The organism is Enterobacter sp. PI-10 (assembly GCF_027947695.1).
Lineage (GTDB): Bacteria > Pseudomonadota > Gammaproteobacteria > Enterobacterales > Enterobacteriaceae > Enterobacter > Enterobacter vonholyi.
Window position 1 is genome coordinate 1 of the sequence record NZ_JAJNOG010000008.1, and the last position, 18459, is coordinate 18459.

Below are 18459 nucleotides of genomic sequence, written 5' to 3' on the forward strand. Positions count from 1 at the left end.
ATTTAGCGTGCTGATATGGCTCAGTTGGTAGAGCGCACCCTTGGTAAGGGTGAGGTCCCCAGTTCGACTCTGGGTATCAGCACCACTTTATACTTAGGTTAAAGTTCGGCAAGAAGTAAAAGAATTTGTCTGGCGGCTTTAGCGCGGTGGTCCCACCTGACCCCATGCCGAACTCAGAAGTGAAACGCCGTAGCGCCGATGGTAGTGTGGGGTCTCCCCATGTGAGAGTAGGGAACTGCCAGACATCAAATAAGTGAGAAGGCCATCCGAAAGGATGGCCTTTTTGCGTTATGATTCTCGTGAAAGCCGTAAGCCCGGTAAGCGCAGCGCTACCGGGCAGAAACTGCTGATTAGTGAATCACCTGCGACAGGAATGCTCGCGTACGCTCTGACTTCGGATGCGCAAAGAACTCATCCGGTGGCGCCTGCTCAACAATCTCCCCACGGTCCATAAAGATCACCCGATCGGCGACGGTTCGCGCAAATCCCATCTCGTGAGTCACACACAGCATGGTCATGCCGGATTGTGCCAGCCCAATCATGGTGTCCAGAACCTCTTTCACCATTTCCGGATCGAGGGCAGATGTCGGTTCATCAAACAGCATAATTTTCGGTTTCATACACAGTGAACGGGCGATAGCCACACGCTGCTGCTGGCCACCCGATATCTGGCCAGGGAACTTATTGGCATGCTCTGCGATGCGCACTCGCTCCAGATAGTGCATTGCCAACGCCTCGGCTTCCTTTTTCGGCATCTTCCGTACCCAAATCGGTGCAAGCGTACAGTTCTGCAGAACGGTCAGGTGCGGAAACAGATTAAAGTGCTGAAAGACCATACCCACTTCCTGACGCACGCGTTCGATATTGCGGATATCTTCATTCAGCTCGATGCCATCAACCACGATGCGTCCTTGCTGATGTTCTTCAAGATGATTAATACAGCGAATGGTTGTGGATTTCCCGGAGCCGGAAGGGCCGCAAAGGACGATGCGTTCTCCCTGCTTTACCTTAAGATTAATGTCCTTCAGGACATGAAACTGTCCGTACCATTTATTCACATTTTCCAGCGTAATCATCGCGTCGGCGGGTGTCATAGTTATTTGGCTCATAATTTCCTCAGTGCGGTGTACGCCCGGTGTTAAAGCGCTTTTCCAGATGCTGGCTGTAGCGCGACATGCTAAAACAAAAGATCCAGTAGATCAGGGCAGCAAAGACATATCCTTCGGTGGACATACCCAGCCAGACTGGGTCAACGGTCGCCTGTTGCACGCTGCTAAAGAGATCGAACAATCCAATGATGATCACCAGGCTGGTATCCTTGAAGAGGGCAATGATCGTGTTGACCAGACCCGGGATGACCAGCTTGAGTGCCTGGGGAAGAATGACCAGCCCCTGCGTTTTCCAGTAGCCGAGAGCCAGTGATTCCGCCGCTTCGTACTGGCCTTTAGGCAACGCCTGCAGACCACCGCGCACAACTTCTGCAACATAGGCGGACTGGAAGAGAATTACCCCGACCAGGGCACGGATCAGTTTGTCGATCGTTGTACCTTCTGCCATAAATAGCGGCAGCATGACCGACGACATGAACAGGACGGTGATAAGCGGGACGCCACGCCAGAACTCAATGAAGATAACGGAGAGCACGCGTACAATCGGCATTTTTGAACGCCGTCCCAAGGCCAGTAAAATCCCCCACGGTAGCGCACCGGCTATCCCCACAGAAGCGATAATCAGCGTCAGCGTCAGCCCGCCCCACTGGCGTGTTTCAACGCGTTCCAGCCCCAGGAAACCGCCATACAACAGCACCCAGACAATAATCGGATAAACCACCGCCCAGACGGCAATATAGCGTCCACGGTGAGGCAGCTTTTTCCAGAACATGACTGCGACAGAGAGCAGGCCGATAACCAGCGCCAGATTAATCCGCCAGCGCTGTTCGTGGGGATACAGCCCATACATGAACTGACCGAAGCGTTCATGGATAAACACCCAGCAGGCGCCGGCTTTTGTACAGTCTGCCCGAGTTGAACCGACCCAGTTGGCCTGTAAAAACGCCCAGTTCAGCAGGGGAGGAATCAATTCCCACATGAGCCACAGGCAGACAATCGTCAGCAGGCTGTTACTCCAGCTGGAGAACAGGTTCTTGCGCGCCCAGAGAATGAAACGTCCACCTGTCGAGTTGGCAGGGCGCGAGGAGTGCGACAGTATCGCTTTTGTCATCATAAATCCTTAGCGCTCGACCAGTGCTATACGACGGTTATAGAGGTTCATCAGAAATGAAATCACCAGGCTGATGATCAGATAGACAGACATCGTGATGGCGATGGTTTCAATGGCTTGTCCGGTCTGGTTAAGCACGGTTCCGGCGAAGAGTGACACCATATCCGGATAACCAATAGCGGCGGCCAGCGACGAGTTTTTAACGATGTTGAGATACTGGCTGGTCAGAGGCGGAATGATGACCCGCAACGCCTGCGGAATAATGACCTGGCGAAGCGTCACGGTATGGGGTAATCCCAGCGAGCGTGCCGCCTCGTGCTGCCCGTAAGGTACGGCCTGGATCCCGGCACGAATAATCTCGGCAATAAACGCGGACGTATAAATCGACAGCGCCAATGTTAGAGCTGCCAGCTCGGGAATTAACACCATTCCACCCTGGAAGTTAAAGCCTCGTAGGTGTGGAACATCCCAGTGCAACGCGGCCCCAAACAGCCAGTGTGCCACCAGCGGCAGGCTAACGAGCAGGATAACTGCCGTGGGCCAGGTTCTGCGAAGCTGACCGGTTTTGATCTGATGCTTGCGGTTAAAACGGAATACCCCGGCAGACAGAGCAAACGCTATCACAATCGCGCCGATAAAAGCGTACAGACCTTCACCCGGCAGAGGAGAAGGGATAGACAACCCACGGTTACTCAGGAAAAAAAGCTCAAACGCGTCGACGGCCTGACGGGGGCCGGGTAGGTTACGCAATACGGCAAAATACCAGAAGAAGATCTGCAGGAGCGGGGGGATATTGCGGAACGTTTCAATATAAACAGTCGACAGCTTCCGCAGGAGCCAGTTTTCAGAAAGACGCGCCAGACCAATAAAGAAGCCCAGAATCGACGCGAAGATGATACAAAGCGCCGATACCAACAGCGTATTCAGTAAACCGACCACGAACACGCGTCCATACGTGTCACCTTCCTGGTAATCAATAAGATGCTGAACAATGCCAAACCCCGCGCTGCGATCTAAAAACGCGAAACCGGAGGTAATGCCGCGATTATTCAGGTTGGTGATGGTGTTATGGATGAGATACACGGCGATGAGAACAACCGCAACAATAGCAATAATCTGGAATAGCCAGGCGCGGACCGCGGGATGAGAAAAGGATAGCGATCCTTTTACGGCTGAGCGGCGATGGGACATAAGAAACCTCAGTAACCATGACTCTGGAGTGGGCACTGCCGGAGCAGTGCCCGTTACAGCTATGACTTAACGTACTGGTGGTGCGTACTGAATACCGCCGTTGTTCCAGAGATTGTTCTGGCCGCGTTTGATCTTCAGCGGGCTTTCCGATCCCACGTTGCGTTCAAAGATCTCAGAGTAGTTGCCCACCTGTTTGATGATGTTGTAAGCCCACTTGTTATCCAGCTTCAGATCCTTGCCGAAATCACCTTCTGTACCCAGCAGGTGTGCCATATCCGGGTTGGATGGTTTAGCCGCTTTCTCATCCACGTTTTTCGAGTTGATGCCCATCTCTTCTGCGTTCAGCATGGCGAATAGCGTCCAGCGAACAATGGAGAACCAGTCTTCATCGCCACGACGTACCACCGGTCCGAGAGGTTCTTTGGAGATCACTTCAGGCAGAACAATCCATTCTGCCGGGTTGCTCAGCTTAATGCGTAAGGCATACAGCTGTGACTGGTCAGAGGCCAGCGTGTCGCAACGGCCGGATTCCAGCGCTTTAGCCGATTCATCCGAGCGGTCGAATGTCACTGGCGTATATTTCATGTTATTTGCTTTGAAATAATCGGCGACGTTCAGCTCGGTATCGGTGCCCGCCTGGATACAAACGGTGGCCCCATCCAGCTCCTTGGCGCTTTTCAGGCCGGCTTTGTTGTGGGTCAGGAAGCCGATGCCGTCATAATAGGTCACGCCCGTAAATGACATCCCCATGCCTGCATCACGGGAGGAAGTCCAGGTGGTATTACGGGAGAGCATGTCGACCTCGCCGGACTGCAGTGCCGTAAAGCGTTCTTTCGCCGTCAGCGGGGTGTATTTTACTTTGCTGTCATCACCAAAAACGGCGGCTGCAACGCCACGGCAGACATCCACATCAATACCGGTAAATTTGCCGTTCGCATCGGCATAAGAGAAGCCAGGCAAACCGTCACTGATACCGCATTGAACAAAACCTTTCTTTTTAACGGCATCCAGTGTCGTTCCCGCATGGGCTTGACCGGCTACGGCAAACAACATGCCTGCAGCGGCCAGGCTGGCTATCATCGTCTTTTTCATAATGCATCCTGTGTGGCGAAATTTATCGTTATAGAGGCGTTTTTAAACGCTTAACCTGTCTGTGGCTTTGGCCAACGTTTATAAAGCAAACGTAATGCCAGTTTTGCGTTCGACAAAATAAGAGACGAGTGAACGCTTAATGCTGAGTGTAGACAGGCTTAAATAAAACGAGCGCCCTGAAACGGTGCGAAATTACAACCTGCGCCACAAATTGGAGCAAAAGTTTTGAGTCGCGTCAGGAAAAAGACGAGATGGTTTCCAGCGTGAATATTGGCAGGATATTCAATAATATTAATGTGTGAAAATCATCACAATAGAACCGGTAATTTAAATGAGTATACGAAAAAGATGTGACTGGCTTCAGCATGAAATGAACAGCGTGAATAAATACGGGGCTATTTTTTTACTTATTTGAAAATAGTGCACTGATTAAAAGCAAAAGCGCGGTCAGAGCCGCGCTTTCTTAACAGCAGTTACTTCGTCAGGGCAACAATACCCAGCGTCAAACCCGCCACTGCGGCAGCACCGCCGGCGATAGCACCCGCAGTTTCCCAGTTATCCTGGGTGGTGCCTTTCATACAGGTATTGGTATGAACCAGTCGGCCCTGGTCGTCGTAAACCGGTACACATGGAGAGTCGTGCGCGCAACCAGCAAGCAGCGCAGCGAGGAGTGCAACGGAAATGAATCTTTTCATGATGTTACCTCAGTATTATTTCTCGTCCGCTATAAAGCCAGGAGGGCAATTAACGAACTGAAGGTTATTTTACCACCGGGGTAAGTCCACGTTACACGAGGAATAATCTCAAATTATGTAGTTTGTAAAAATCGTGGAGAAAAGTCGGTTTCAGGACGAATTAATGGAGACATTATGAAGGGATAATAGAGTGTTTTTACTTAATGCAAATCATCGTATTTTTAACATGACTTTTGCTTAATGCCTAATTCATTGTTTATCTTAAAAATAAAAAAGGCACCCGAGGTGCCTTTTTAGGGACATGTTAATCTTTATGACGGGTAAAGCGTCGACGGACAACCACAAAGAAGACGGGCACGAAGAAAATCGCCAGAAGCGTTGCGGAAAGCATCCCCCCCATCACGCCCGTACCGACGGCGTTTTGCGCGCCGCTCCCGGCCCCGGAGCTGATCACCAGCGGCATGACGCCAAGGATAAAAGCCAGGGAAGTCATCAGGATCGGTCGAAGGCGCATCCTTGACGCCTCCAGTGTGGCTTCAATGATGCCTTTACCTTCTTTCTCCATCAGGTCCTTAGCAAATTCGACGATCAAAATGGCGTTTTTCGCCGATAAACCAATCGTCGTCAGCAGGCCGACCTGGAAATAGACGTCATTGTTTAATCCACGCAGCGACGCTGCGAGAAGCGCCCCAATGACCCCCAGCGGCACAACCAGCATAACGGAGAACGGAATGGACCAGCTTTCATACAGCGCTGCCAGACACAGGAACACCACGATCAGTGAAATGGCGTACAGGGCAGGTGCCTGGTTACCCGAAAGCCGCTCCTGATAAGACATCCCCGTCCAGTCATATCCGATACCGGAAGGCAGTTTTGCCGCGAGGCTTTCCATCATAATCATAGCCTCACCGGTACTTTTACCCGGGGCTGACTCACCGAGGATCTCCATAGAGGGCATCCCGTTATAGCGCTCCAGTCGGGGTGAACCATAGACCCAGCGAGCGTTGCTAAAGGCTGAGAAAGGGACCATTTCTCCATTCGCGCTGCGCACGTAAAGGTTGTTAATATCTCCTGGCAACATACGGAATTTTGCGTCGGCCTGTACGTAGACTTTTTTCACGCGCCCATGATCGATAAAGTCGTTCACATAGGTGCCACCTAAGGCGGTTGAAATCGTCTGGTTGACGTCAGAAAGACTGACGCCCAGCGCCTGTGCTTTCTCCTGGTCGACATCCAGCTTGAACTGGGGCGTATCTTCAAGACCGTTAGGACGCACGCTAACCAGCAGATAAGAGTGCTCTTTCACCATGTTAAGCAGTTGGTTACGCGCCTGAGTCAGCTGGGTATGCCCCAGGTTAGCCTGATCGATCAATTCAAAATCGAAGCCCGTAGCGGTACCCAGTTCGATAATTGCAGGCAGGTTAAACGGGAACACGAGGCCATCTTTAATCTGACTGAAGGCTTTAGTCGCGCGACCGACAATCGCCTCAACGCCGTTTTTCTGTCCCGGGCGTTCCTCCCAGGGCTTCAGGCTGACGAAGGCAATGCCGGCGTTCTGACCCTGGCCGCTAAAGCTAAAGCCATTTACGGTAAAGACGGATTGGACGTTCGCCTTCTCTTTGTTCAGGTAATAGTCCTGTACCTGGTCGAGCACCTGTTGAGTACGCGTCTGAGTTGCACCTGCCGGGAGTTGAACCATCGTCATGAACACCCCCTGATCCTCTTCGGGCAGAAAGGAGGTAGGTAAGCGCAGGAAGAGCACCGCCATCCCACCGACGATGATGACGTACACCACCAGATAGCGCCCTGTCTTGCGCAAAATACCGCTCACGCTGTTGCTGTAGTGCTCCACGCTTTTATCAAAGAGCGCATTAAACCAGCTGAAAAAGCCACCTTTTTTCTCACGATGGTCGTCGGATACGGGCTTAAGCAACGTTGCGCAGAGTGCGGGCGTCAGGATTAACGCAACCAGTACGGACAGCGCCATAGCGGACACGATAGTCAGTGAGAACTGGCGATATATTGCTCCAGTCGAGCCGCCAAAAAAGGCCATTGGAATAAAGACCGCCGAGAGCACCATGGCGATCCCCACCAGCGCACCCTGGATCTGCTCCATCGACTTCTGCGTAGCCTCTTTGGGCGGCAGGTTATCCTCGACCATGACGCGTTCAACGTTCTCAACGACCACGATAGCGTCATCGACCAGCAGACCTATCGCCAGCACCATGCCGAACATCGTCAGGGTATTGATGGAGAAACCAAATGCCGCCAGAACCGCGAAGGTACCCAGCAGAACGACCGGCACCGCGATAGTCGGGATGAGCGTTGCCCGCAGGTTTTGCAGGAAGAGGTACATGACCAGGAAGACGAGAATGATTGCTTCAAACAGGGTCTTCACCACTTCGTGGATAGAGATTTTTACAAAAGGCGTGGTGTCATAGGGATAGACAACTTTCAGACCCTGTGGGAAGAACTGCTGCAGTTGCGCCAGCTTGCTCTTAATGGCAGCCGCGGTGTCCAGCGCATTTGCTCCGGTTGCCAGCTTGATCCCGAGACCGGTTGCTGCCTGCCCGTTGAGTTTAGTGACCATGTTGTAGTTTTCGCCACCGAGCTCAATGCGAGCCACATCCTTAAGATGAACCATCGAGCCGTCCTGATTCACCTTGAGCGTCACGCGGCCAAATTCCCCCGGTGATTTCAGGCGAGTTTGCGCGATGATCGAGGCATTCAGCTGCTGACCGGGGATGGACGGCGTTCCGCCCAGCTGGCCTGCCGCTATCTGGTCGTTCTGCGTTTTCAGCTGGCTGATAATATCCAGCGGCGTCAGCTGGTATTTGTTCATCGCGTTGCTGTCGAGCCAGATGCGCATCGCATACTGAGCACCAAACAGCTGAACGTCGCCGACGCCAGACGTTCGGCTGATGGCATCTTTGACGTTTGAGGCGACGTAATCAGAGATGTCGTTCTGCGTGAGATTTTTGTTGTCAGAAACAAAACCGGCGACCAGCAGGAAGCTGCTGCTGGATTTCTCCACACCAATTCCTTGCTGCTGCACCTCTTGCGGCAGCAGCGGCATCGCGAGCTGCAGCTTGTTTTGCACCTGCACCTGAGCGATATCCGGATCGGTTCCTGACTCGAAGGTCAGAGTGATGGTGACGTTGCCCGCTGAATCGCTGGTGGAGGACATATACATCAGGTTATCGATACCGTTCATGTTCTGTTCGATAACCTGGGTCACGGTATCCTGTACCGTCTGGGCATCTGCTCCCGGGTAGGTCGCGGATATCGCCACGGCGGGAGGTGCAATGGTCGGATACTGTGCGACGGGAAGTTTGAGAATGGCCAGTCCGCCTGCAATCATCAAAATGATGGCAAGTACCCAGGCGAAAACCGGTCTCTGAATAAAGAAATTAGCCATGTCGTCGTCCCTTAACCGGCTGGAGTCGTTGTGGTATCCGGCGTGGCGACGACGGTTACCCCCGGTCTGACTTTCTGTAGCCCGCTGACGATCACTCGGTCACCGTTTTTCAGCCCTTCTGTTACCAGCCAGCGGTCACCAATCGCCTGAGGCGCAACGATGGTGCGAGACTCAACCTGGTTTTTATCGTTCACCACCATCACGGTGGCTTCGCCTCGCGGCGTGCGGGTCACGCCTTGCTGGGGAACCAGAATCGCATCCGGCTGCGTACCTTCATCAATGCGGGCGCGAACGAACATGCCGGGTAACAGCAGATGTTGAGGATTCGGGAAAATGGCGCGCAGGGTAATCGAGCCGGTACTTTCGTCCACCGTGACGTCAGAGAACTGCAATCTGCCTTTCAGCGGATAGGGCTGTCCGTTCTCCATCAGTAGCTCAACGCTGCTGGCGTTATCGCCTTTTTGCAGGCTCGTTTGTTTAAGGCGCATAAAATCATTGCTGGACTGGGTGACATCGACATAAATAGGATCGAGCTGCTGGACCGTTGCCAGCGCAGCGGTTTGTCCGTTCGTCACCAGCGCCCCTTCCGTCACGCTGGATTTGCCGATGCGACCATCGACGGGAGACGTCACCTTGGTATAAGCAAGATTGATTCGTGCACTTTCAACGCCCGCTTTGGCGGCGACGACGCTGGCATCTGCCTGCTGGGCCGTGGCGACGGCCTGGTCATACTCTTGCTTGCTGACATACTGTGTGCCGACCAGCGGGAGATAACGTTTCACCGTCAGGTGCGCAATATTGGCCGCCGCCTGGGCCTTCGCCAGCTCGCCTTTCGCGTTATCGTATGCCGCCTGATAGGTTGCAGGATCAATCTGATAAAGCGAATCCCCGGCTTTTACATCGCTACCTTCCGTGAAGTTGCGGCGCAGGATGATACCGCTAACCTGCGGACGAACCTCTGCAACGCGGAACGCATCTGTTCTTCCCGGGAGTTCAGTGGTGACAGCCAGAGGCGCGCTTTGCACAATATGCACGCTGACCTGAGGTGCCTGCAGGTGTTGTTGATTTTCCTGACCATCGCATCCAGTGAGCAGTACCGCGCAGACAATGAAACCGGATAAGGGCAAGCGTCTGAAATGATTCGTCATTACTGTTCCTTTAAATACCCATAAACCGATATATGCCGCGAATCGGTAGCGGGGCAGAGGGATAAAAAATAAAATGTAGCTGCGTATAATAATGAGGGTATTTAATCTTTTTTAATTTATAAGTGCGAATGACCATGCTTACAGAAAAAATCAGAATCAGACCATGTCCATTCAGGGGTATACTTCATGTATATTAATCAGGTAAGTGAGTTTAATGCTTCTTGTTATTCATGTCGCCAATTTAATTGATTTAATGTATTTGTATTAATTATAAATTAATAGAGGTGACTTTTTTTGTGCAAAATTAAAACGGATTTTAGTGAATACTTACATTTGCATGAACGCAATATTACCTTTAAACCTTCTGAGTCACGAGTAGTTGCCTATGGCGCGTAAAAAGAAAGAAGAAGCTCAACAAACCCGGCAGAAACTGATTGAGGCGGCTATCGGACAGTTTGCGACGCGTGGCGTAGCCAGCACGACGCTGACGGATATCGCTGATGCTGCTAAGGTGACGCGCGGCGCTATCTACTGGCACTTCACCAGTAAATCTGAAATATTTAATGCCATCTGGGAACAGCAATTACCCCTTCGCGACATTATCCGCGACAGGCTTTCCCTTTCCGATAGTGACGATCCCTTGTTAAAACTTCGTGAGCAATTTATTACTGCGCTGCAGTATATTGCCCATGAACCCCGGCAATGTGCGCTTTTACAAATCCTGTATCATAAGTGTGAATTTAGCGGTGATATGATTTCAGAGCATGAAATCAGAAAACGTATTGGATTTAATGATGATACGCTCCGTGCCACGCTGGAGACCTGTATTTCGCGGAATATCATTTCGCCAAAGGTGAATGTTGATCTCACCTTGATTGTATTCCACGGGTTTTTTAGCGGAATAATTAAAAACTGGCTAATGAATACCGACAGTTTTAATCTTTATCAGCAGGCCCCCGCCCTGGTTGATAGCATTCTGGCGACACTTCCTGTCATTCGCGTGTCGCCTGATGATGCTTACTACTCAGCGGCAGGTAACATTTCCCCTCGGGCACAAAGTGCTTCGATGGTTTCCGCGCTGACGGGTTTACCTAACAGATAACCCTGAAGGGTGTTACAGCCTAGCTCGGTCAAAAAGGCCTGCTGCGCTTCGGTTTCTACACCTTCAGCCACGACTTTCAGGTTAAGTGTTTTTGCAAGGGCTACAATCGCTGAGACAATAGTCGCATCCTCACTCTCCCCGCTAAGCTCTTGTACAAACGCCCTGTCGATTTTTAGTTCGCAGGCCGGTAAGCGTTTGAGGTACAGCAGGCTTGAATATCCGGTGCCAAAATCATCAATGGAGGCTTTCACCCCCGCATCCGTCAGCTCTGTCAGCACTCGTACGCTCTCATCCGGGTTGCTCATCGCCGTGGTTTCCGTCACTTCGAGGATCAACAATTCCGGTGGCACCTGGTGAAGTGCCAGGCAGTCGAGAACCGTTTTAACCAGCGAAGGTTGTTCAAACTGCAGTGTCGACAGGTTTACCGCCATTGACCAGCTTTGATGCCCCTGCAGATGCCATTCCCGCAGCTGGCGACAGGCTTCATTAATCACCCAGTTGCCTATGGGGATGATCAGCCCCGTTTTTTCCGCCAGCGGCAGAAAAAGGTCAGGGGTCAGTAACCCCTGCTTAGGATGCTGCCAGCGTAATAACGCCTCGAATCCGAGGACAGGACCCGCGGGGGCGTTGAATTTTGGCTGATAAAGCAGGCGCAGCTCATTGCGCTCGATTGCCATCCACAAATCGTTCATTAACTGGAGATGGGTCTGCGCCAGGGTGTTCATGGAGGGCTGGAAAAAATGGTAACCGTTACGGCCCATATGCTTCGTGTGATACATCGCCGCGTCGGCGTTAAACATCAGCTCACGCTCGGTTTTGCCGTCGTGAGGGTACAGCGCAATACCAATGCTGAGGGTAACCACCAGTTCATAGGGACTGAGATTGAATGGACTATCGATCGCGCGTACCAGCGAATTCGCCAGCGACGCCGCGTCGTCCGGACCTTCTCCCTCTGCCAGCAGAACAAACTCATCACCGCCAATACGTGCAAGGGTGAACTGGCCTTTCAGAAGAAGCAGCAGACGCTGTGTAACGGCGACCAGCAGCCTGTCACCGACATCATGGCCGTAGGCATCATTGATGGCTTTAAAGCCGTCAAGATCCATGAACATCAGGGCAAAATGGGTTCTTTCACGATCGGCTTTGCTGATGGCCTGATCGAGTCTGTCTTCCAGCAGGATACGGTTGGGCAGACGCGTGAGGGTATCGTGTAGAGCCAGTTGAGCGAGTTCCCGGTTAGCTTCTGCAAGCGACGAGGCCAAAAGGGCGGTACGAGCCTGAAGGCGGGCATCCAGCATCGAGACCAGCAGGGTGATCCCAAGAATAGAGAGCGCGACGACGCTGACCAGCACCGCCAGCCAGCTCCCGTTGATACCCTCATGATGAACCATTGTGGACATCGGAAACTGCGCCGCTTTCATCCCGGCATAGTGCATACCGGCAATGGCAATTCCCATCGTGATGGCGGCACCCATGCGCATCAGCACGACCTGCGCGGCTTCGTGGCGCAGGCGGAAGGTCAGCCATAACGCCGCGAGTGAAGCGGCAAGCGCAATCGCGACCGAAATGGCCACCCAGACCTTGTCCCAGATAATCCCGGGCATCACTTCCAGCGCCGCCATACCGGTGTAATGCATTGCAACTATACCGCTTCCCATCACTAACGCGCCGGGCAGCAGTCGGCGCAGGCGTAGTTGCTCGCAGCTCACGAGCCATAGCGCAAACAGTGACGAACCCACGGCGATGACCATGGATAACACCGTCAGGGTGGCGTTGTAGCTCATGCTCATGGAGAGGTCCATCGCCAGCATGCCGATAAAGTGCATGGCCCACACGCCAATACCCATAGCAATACCGCCGCCAGCCAGCCAGACGCGGGCAGCGACGCCCTCGCTTCCGGCAACGCGTGCAGCCATATTCAATGCGGTATACGCAGCAAGGATGGCAACAACAAAGGAGAGGACGACAAGGATATGGTTGTATTGGCTGACCAGCATGGACGGTTCTACTCGAGTGTGGGGTTACGCTAGAGCGGTTGAGAAGGGCGAGACATTATCACCGTCGGGTAATGGCTCAAAGGGATTTAAATCCCCGTTTTTAGTGGGTAATAACGGGGAGATTTGCGCAATCAGGCGATTAGTCGAGCTCTGAGCAGTTCACGAGTTTCAGGGGATTCACGGAGTTCATATTGCGACACTTATCGGTTTCGGTGCTCATCAGTTCAATCCACTGCATCAGGAGTGCATCGAAAATCAGAACGGAGATTGCAAAGACAACCAGCCACCAGTATTTACGAATCATTGTGTCATTCCGCGAGAAGAGCGCCAGTAGAGTGGGGGGAAATATACACCAAAAGCGGCGGTTTTAAAGCGGGATAAGCGAAGGTTTACAAAGCGTTGACGGACTGAAGCAGGGGAATAAAAAAGGCGCTTCCCCATGCCGAAGAGCGCCTTTTTACACAAGCATTTAACTGATTAGTATCAGTTCATGCCGTATTTTTTCAGTTTCTTACGCAGAGTACCACGGTTGATACCCATCATCAGCGCAGCGCGGGTCTGGTTACCGCGGGTGTATTGCATCACCATGTCCAACAGTGGCTGTTCAACTTCAGCCAGTACCAGCTCATACAGGTCATTAACATCCTGACCGTTCAGTTGAGCAAAATAGTTCTTCAGTGCCTGTTTAACCGAGTCACGCAGGGGTTTTTGAGTTACCTGGTCCTGAGAGTTAACGGTAGAAACGGTCAGTACGTCAGAATTTACGCGTTGTTCGAACATAGTTCTGTCAGCTCTTTATTTCATTACGCAAGATTTTCGAAGTATGCCTCCAACGCCTCCAGCTGTACGCTGGCATCCTCTATGGCGTTGAATGTGCGCCGAAACTGTTCATCTGGAGCGTGCTCCTGGAGATACCAGGAGACGTGTTTACGCGCAATTCGGTACCCTTTTGCCTGACCGTAGTGGTCATGCAGTTCCCGAACATGCGAACAAAGCAAGCGCTTAACCTCTGCCAGAGGCAGCGGGGCAAGCAGCTCCCCAGTGTCCAGATAATGCTGGATTTCCCGGAAGATCCAGGGTCTTCCCTGAGCTGCACGTCCTATCATCAGAGCATCAGCTCCCGTATAGTCGAGTACAGCCCTGGCTTTAAGCGGGTCAGTTATGTCGCCATTCGCGATAATCGGAATGGAAACTTTCTGCTTAACTGCCCGAATGCTGTCGTATTCAGCTTCGCCGTTGAACAAACAGGCGCGAGTGCGTCCATGAATGGTCAGGGCCTGAATGCCACAGTCTTCGGCCAGTTGGGCAATCTCTACACAGTTACGGTGTTCCGGCGACCAACCCGTGCGAATCTTCAACGTAACAGGAACGTCCACCGCGCTGACAACCGCCGTCAGGATAGCTTTCACCTGGTCGGGGTATTGCAGAAGGGCTGAACCTGCAAGCTTGCGATTCACCTTTTTGGCCGGGCACCCCATATTGATATCAATAATCTGGGCACCACTTTCCACGTTAATTCGCGCGGCATCTGCCATCTCTTCAGGCACGCTTCCGGCAATTTGCACGGTGCGAATACCTGGTTCATCAACGTGCACCATCCGAAGGCGGGATTTATCGCTTTCCCAAACCTGCGGGTTAGACGACATCATCTCGGATACGGTTAAACCGGCTCCCATCTCATAGCACAGCGTCCTGAACGGCCGGTCTGTAATACCTGCCATTGGGGCTGCGATCAGGCGATTTCTAAGCTGGTGGTGTCCGATGCGCATGAGTTAAGAAATGACCATACTGTGACTGCAAGGCGGCGTATATTACGCATTTTTTGCACGAGATGAAAGGCCAAACTTTGAACAATCCACTGTTGTAGATCAAGGAATCGCCGCTCAATCTTTCCGTTAAGAATTATTCACTATTTAAATCATTGTGTTATGCGGTAATGGCTATTTTATGGGCGCTTACAATTTCCCGTAACTTCTCATCATTTCTGAATAAAGGGCTTACCTGAGCGGGATAATCTGCTGTTTTTAGCAGCAGATTTCCCGTCTTCTTTGCGATCTGCGTCGCATTTTAGAACATGATCTTTAGCCTCTGGATGGGCGTTATTCGACCACAACACGCCCATGCAGAGACTGTACCGGACGGTTATTATCGTGATGCATTGTCCCGGTGAATCTGGCAAGTTGTTCTGCAGAAACCGTCAAGGGTTGCTTAAGCACAATCCAGGTGACGCCTTCTGAACACGGCGGGGTGGTCAGTGAACCGCTAAAGCGCCAGTACGTTTTATCTTTCGGCAGCAGTTTGTTCAGGTTGAGATCCTGTTTGATGGAGACGTTCTGCTCGGCCTGCTGAGGCATAACGCGCCACAGTTTTTCAAGCTCCGGGTTTGTGGCCCCTTTATCAAACATGACCGCCACCACCGTCAGTTCCCCGCCGGCATTTTTATGAACCAGATGCATTTCCATCGCGTACCTTTTGCCATGCACGGTATTTTCGCTCGGCGCGTGAAAATGGAACTGTTGTAACGTCCAGGTTTGCTTATCAAGAGTAAGGGTATCGCGGGTGTCAGCCTGTTCACCAGCCTGAATGGTATGGCCATTGTTTGTCAGTGTAACAGGGCCATCAACGTAGTGGGTTTGCAGCGGGGAAAGATGGGCGTTAGCGGTGGAATCAATATTAATCGGAGACTGGTTCATTCCGCTTTGACAGGTCTTGTAGGCCTCGTCCAGCTCGCCCCAGTGTTCCGGTGAACCTTCCCCTTCGTAGTTCCAGTGTGATGCAAATGCTGAAGCCGAGATCATGCTCAGAGCCAGCAGCGCTGCCTTGCCTGTAATGTGTTTCATCATATTCTTCCGGTGAATTTTTGTAATACAAACCAATGTGATTTGTGGGGTTATTTTACCGAAGAATGACCGGGGGAGAGAGGATTATCAAAGGGAGAGAGGCGTGGTCAGATGACCACGCCAGATTCTTATTTTTTACGGCCGGTGATGCGGCACCACTCTTCTTTTTCCACGACCGGATCGAGGGCAAAGAGATCGGCGTAGGCTTCACATACGCTGTCGGCCTGGCTTGCCAGGATACCGGAAAGCCCCAGCAGACCGCCCTCAACGGGCAGCACGCTGATTAGCGGGGCCAGCTCGCGCAGTGGGCCCGCCAGAATGTTTGCGACCACCACGTCGGCTTTCATCGCTTCTGGCTGCGCATCCGGCAAATACAGCTCCAGTCGATCGGAAACGCCATTACGCTCGGCGTTGTCACGGCTGGCCTGAATGGCCTGCGGATCGATATCGATCCCGATGGCTTTTGCCGCGCCCAGCTTCAGGGCAGCAATCGCGAGGATCCCGGATCCACAGCCGAAGTCGATCACTGTCTTACCGTCCAGATCCAGACCATCCAGCCACTGCAGGCACAGGGACGTGGTTGGGTGAGTGCCGGTACCAAACGCCAGGCCCGGATCGAGCATGACGTTAACCGCGTTTTCATCAGGAACGTCGCGCCAGCTCGGGCAGATCCACAGGCGTTTGCCGAACTGCATCGGGTGGAAGTTATCCATCCACTCGCGTTCCCAGTCTTTATCTTCCAGCTGTTCGATTTTGTGGGCAAAACCCGCACCCAGCAGAGGATGATTCTCCAGAATTGCGACAACCTCTTTCATGTCGGTTTCGGCATCAAACAGGCCAATAACGTCGGTATCACCCCACAGGCGGGTTTCGCCCGGCAACGGCTCAAAGACCGGCGTGTCATGCGTGTCCTGGAAGGTGATAGAGACCGAACCGGCCTCCATCAGCGCATCGCTCAGTTCCTCGGCGTTAGCGCCGGTTGTGTTCAGTTTTAGTTGGATCCACGGCATGGCAAAACTCTTTATTTATCAGTAGAAATCATAGCGGGCTGTGGGACGGGCTGACCGAAACGGTTCCCCACCACAAACGCCAGTAAACTTAGCAGTAACGAAGGCACAATCGGATGAAAGCCCAGGTACTGAATCTTAAACGTTGCAAGGACGGCGTACAGCACACCGCCGACAATCATGCCGCTCAGCGCGCCCGCAGCGTTTGCGCGTTCCCAGTAGAGCCCTAACACCAGCGGCCACAGGAATACCGCTTCAAGCCCACCAAACGCCAGCAGGTTCAGCCAGATGATCATCTCAGGCGGGCGCCATGCGGCTAACAGCAGCAATGCCCCTAACGCCAGAGTAATAATGGCCGACATGCGCTTCAGGCGCCGTTCATTCTCTGCCTGCTCAGGACGCAGGTTCAGATAGAGATCTTTAATGATCGTAGCGGAACTTTGCAGCAGCTGAGCGTTGATTGTCGACATAATGGCGGCCATCGGGGCGGCGAGGAAGATCCCGGCGGCAAATGGCGGCAGCACTTTAACCATCAGGGTTGGGATAACCAGATCGGGTACGGTAAGGTCAGGAATAACTGCCCGACCTAACGCGCCCGCCAGGTGCATACCAAACATCAGGATCGCAACCACGATAGTGCCGATAATGATACCTCTGTGCACGGCTTTGCTGTCTTTGTAAGAGATACAGCGCACGGCGGTATGCGGCAGGCCAATCACTCCAAAGCACACCAACACCCAGAACGAGGTCATAAAGGTTGGCGAAAGGATGTCATCTGCGCCCTGCGGAGAGACCAGTTTCGGGTCGATGGTTTCCAGCGTTTCGACTGCGTGGCTCAGGCCACCAGCAGCATGCACAATGCCCACCAGCAGAACAATGGTGCCAACAAGCATCACCAATCCCTGCATAGTATCGTTCAGCACGCTGGCGCGGAATCCGCCGAACGCGGTATACAGCGCAATGCTGACTCCGAAGATGATCAAGCCTGTTTCGTAGGGGATCCCGGCCGCCGTTTCCAGCAGACGTGCCCCGCCAATAAACTGCACCGTCATTGCGCCAATAAAGGCCACCAGCAGGCTTAAGCTGGCCAGCCACACCAGTAAACGGCTCTGATAGCGGGCAAACAGCATATCATTGAGCGTCACGGCATTATAACGGCGCGCCAGAATGGCAAATTTTTTGCCCAGTATGCCCAGTGAGAGCCAGACGGCTGGAAGCTGGATCATCGCCAGAAGCACCCAGCCTAACCCATATTTATAGGCTGCTCCGGGTCCGCCGATAAACGAACTGGCACTGATGTAGGTCGCGGTCAGCGTCATGGCCAGCACGACGCCGCCCATCGAGCGGCTACCAAGAAAATACTCGTTCAGGAAGGTGCCCGTCGTTCTTTTACGCATGGCGTAAACGGATAAACCAAACACCACTAACAAGTAAGCGATAAGCGGCAGAATGACTTCAAGCTGCATCATCGTCCTCCAGCGGGATATCGCGATAGATGAATTTCACCATTGCCCAGCACAGCAGGATGAAGACCAGCGGTACCAACAGGCACGCCATTTCGAACCAGTGCGGCAGGCCGGTGATGCCAATAGCGGAGTCAGGTAAGTAAGCAGTTACCAACCATGCTGCGAGATAGAGAAGGGTCAGCCACAGCGCCCAGCGCGCTTCTTTATGGGCCTGAACAAAACGTTTGTCCATTTATTGTCCCTTGTGGATGAAGAAAGCGGGGATTGTACATGATGAGCCTTT

Annotated in this window: 16 protein-coding genes, 1 tRNA gene and 1 rRNA gene; 3 read left to right on the forward strand and 15 right to left on the reverse strand. The window is 52.7% G+C overall.

Features of this window, described 5'->3' with window-relative positions; genetic code table 11:
* Positions 1–9: 9 nt before the first annotated feature.
* Together LRM19_RS16335 and rrf are read left to right on the forward strand one after the other, a co-directional pair.
* Positions 10–85: transfer RNA gene (locus LRM19_RS16335), tRNA-Thr, on the forward strand.
* A gap of 43 nt (positions 86–128) precedes the next feature.
* A 5S ribosomal RNA gene (rrf, locus tag LRM19_RS16340) occupies positions 129–244 on the forward strand.
* Between the two features lie 106 nt (positions 245–350).
* Here rrf and LRM19_RS16345 read toward each other — a convergent pair.
* The 7 genes from LRM19_RS16345 to LRM19_RS16375 all read right to left on the reverse strand — a co-directional run bounded on the left by LRM19_RS16345 (position 351) and on the right by LRM19_RS16375 (position 9764).
* The gene (locus LRM19_RS16345) at positions 351–1109 is read right to left on the reverse strand and encodes an amino acid ABC transporter ATP-binding protein (RefSeq protein ID WP_014171880.1); all 759 of its coding nucleotides are present in this window, start codon (positions 1107–1109) and stop codon (positions 351–353) included.
* Between the two features lie 7 nt (positions 1110–1116).
* Complete coding sequence (locus LRM19_RS16350) at positions 1117–2220, reverse strand: amino acid ABC transporter permease (protein ID WP_023309439.1); 1104 nt, start codon at positions 2218–2220, stop codon at positions 1117–1119.
* Positions 2221–2229: 9 nt separating this feature from the next.
* Positions 2230–3411, reverse strand: coding sequence for an amino acid ABC transporter permease (locus LRM19_RS16355; RefSeq protein ID WP_271369464.1), 1182 nt, complete (start codon positions 3409–3411; stop codon positions 2230–2232).
* Positions 3412–3477: 66 nt separating this feature from the next.
* Positions 3478–4503 carry an amino acid ABC transporter substrate-binding protein gene (locus tag LRM19_RS16360; RefSeq protein WP_024906309.1) on the reverse strand — a complete coding sequence of 342 codons (1026 nt, stop codon included), beginning with the start codon at positions 4501–4503 and terminating at the stop codon, positions 3478–3480.
* A gap of 473 nt (positions 4504–4976) precedes the next feature.
* Complete coding sequence (locus LRM19_RS16365) at positions 4977–5198, reverse strand: lipoprotein (RefSeq protein ID WP_008502867.1); 222 nt, start codon at positions 5196–5198, stop codon at positions 4977–4979.
* 304 nt (positions 5199–5502) lie between these two features.
* Positions 5503–8616 (reverse strand): efflux RND transporter permease subunit, encoded by a 3114-nt coding sequence (locus LRM19_RS16370; protein ID WP_271369465.1) that lies wholly within the window; start codon positions 8614–8616, stop codon positions 5503–5505.
* A gap of 11 nt (positions 8617–8627) precedes the next feature.
* Complete coding sequence (locus LRM19_RS16375; protein ID WP_147301719.1) at positions 8628–9764, reverse strand: efflux RND transporter periplasmic adaptor subunit; 1137 nt, start codon at positions 9762–9764, stop codon at positions 8628–8630.
* 385 nt (positions 9765–10149) lie between these two features.
* Here LRM19_RS16375 and envR point away from each other — a divergent pair, with 385 nt between their 5' ends.
* Positions 10150–10866 (forward strand): acrEF/envCD operon transcriptional regulator, encoded by a 717-nt coding sequence (envR, locus tag LRM19_RS16380; protein WP_115876378.1) that lies wholly within the window; start codon positions 10150–10152, stop codon positions 10864–10866.
* Here envR and LRM19_RS16385 read toward each other — a convergent pair.
* The 8 genes from LRM19_RS16385 to LRM19_RS16420 form a co-directional block, all read right to left on the reverse strand.
* Positions 10785–12863 (reverse strand): putative bifunctional diguanylate cyclase/phosphodiesterase, encoded by a 2079-nt coding sequence (locus LRM19_RS16385; protein WP_111965003.1) that lies wholly within the window; start codon positions 12861–12863, stop codon positions 10785–10787. The genes envR and LRM19_RS16385 overlap by 82 nt on opposite strands.
* A 139-nt stretch (positions 12864–13002) precedes the next feature.
* Positions 13003–13167, reverse strand: coding sequence for a DUF2556 family protein (locus LRM19_RS16390; protein ID WP_008502862.1), 165 nt, complete (start codon positions 13165–13167; stop codon positions 13003–13005).
* Positions 13168–13346: 179 nt separating this feature from the next.
* Positions 13347–13643 (reverse strand): DNA-binding transcriptional regulator Fis, encoded by a 297-nt coding sequence (gene fis / locus LRM19_RS16395; protein ID WP_000462905.1) that lies wholly within the window; start codon positions 13641–13643, stop codon positions 13347–13349.
* A gap of 23 nt (positions 13644–13666) precedes the next feature.
* Complete coding sequence (gene dusB / locus LRM19_RS16400) at positions 13667–14632, reverse strand: tRNA dihydrouridine synthase DusB (RefSeq protein WP_271369466.1); 966 nt, start codon at positions 14630–14632, stop codon at positions 13667–13669.
* A 330-nt stretch (positions 14633–14962) separates the two neighbouring features.
* Positions 14963–15703 carry a carbonic anhydrase gene (locus tag LRM19_RS16405; protein WP_136195210.1) on the reverse strand — a complete coding sequence of 247 codons (741 nt, stop codon included), beginning with the start codon at positions 15701–15703 and terminating at the stop codon, positions 14963–14965.
* 128 nt (positions 15704–15831) lie between these two features.
* On the reverse strand, positions 15832–16713 hold the full coding sequence (gene prmA / locus LRM19_RS16410; RefSeq protein WP_094945088.1) for a 50S ribosomal protein L11 methyltransferase: 882 nt from the start codon (positions 16711–16713) through the stop codon (positions 15832–15834).
* Positions 16714–16724: 11 nt separating this feature from the next.
* A complete protein-coding gene (gene panF / locus LRM19_RS16415; protein ID WP_149367679.1) occupies positions 16725–18176 on the reverse strand; it encodes a sodium/pantothenate symporter in 1452 nt (483 codons plus the stop codon).
* Positions 18166–18408, reverse strand: coding sequence for a YhdT family protein (locus LRM19_RS16420; protein WP_006178860.1), 243 nt, complete (start codon positions 18406–18408; stop codon positions 18166–18168). Before LRM19_RS16420 ends, panF begins: the two co-directional genes overlap by 11 nt.
* Between the last annotated feature and the right edge of the window lie 51 nt (positions 18409–18459).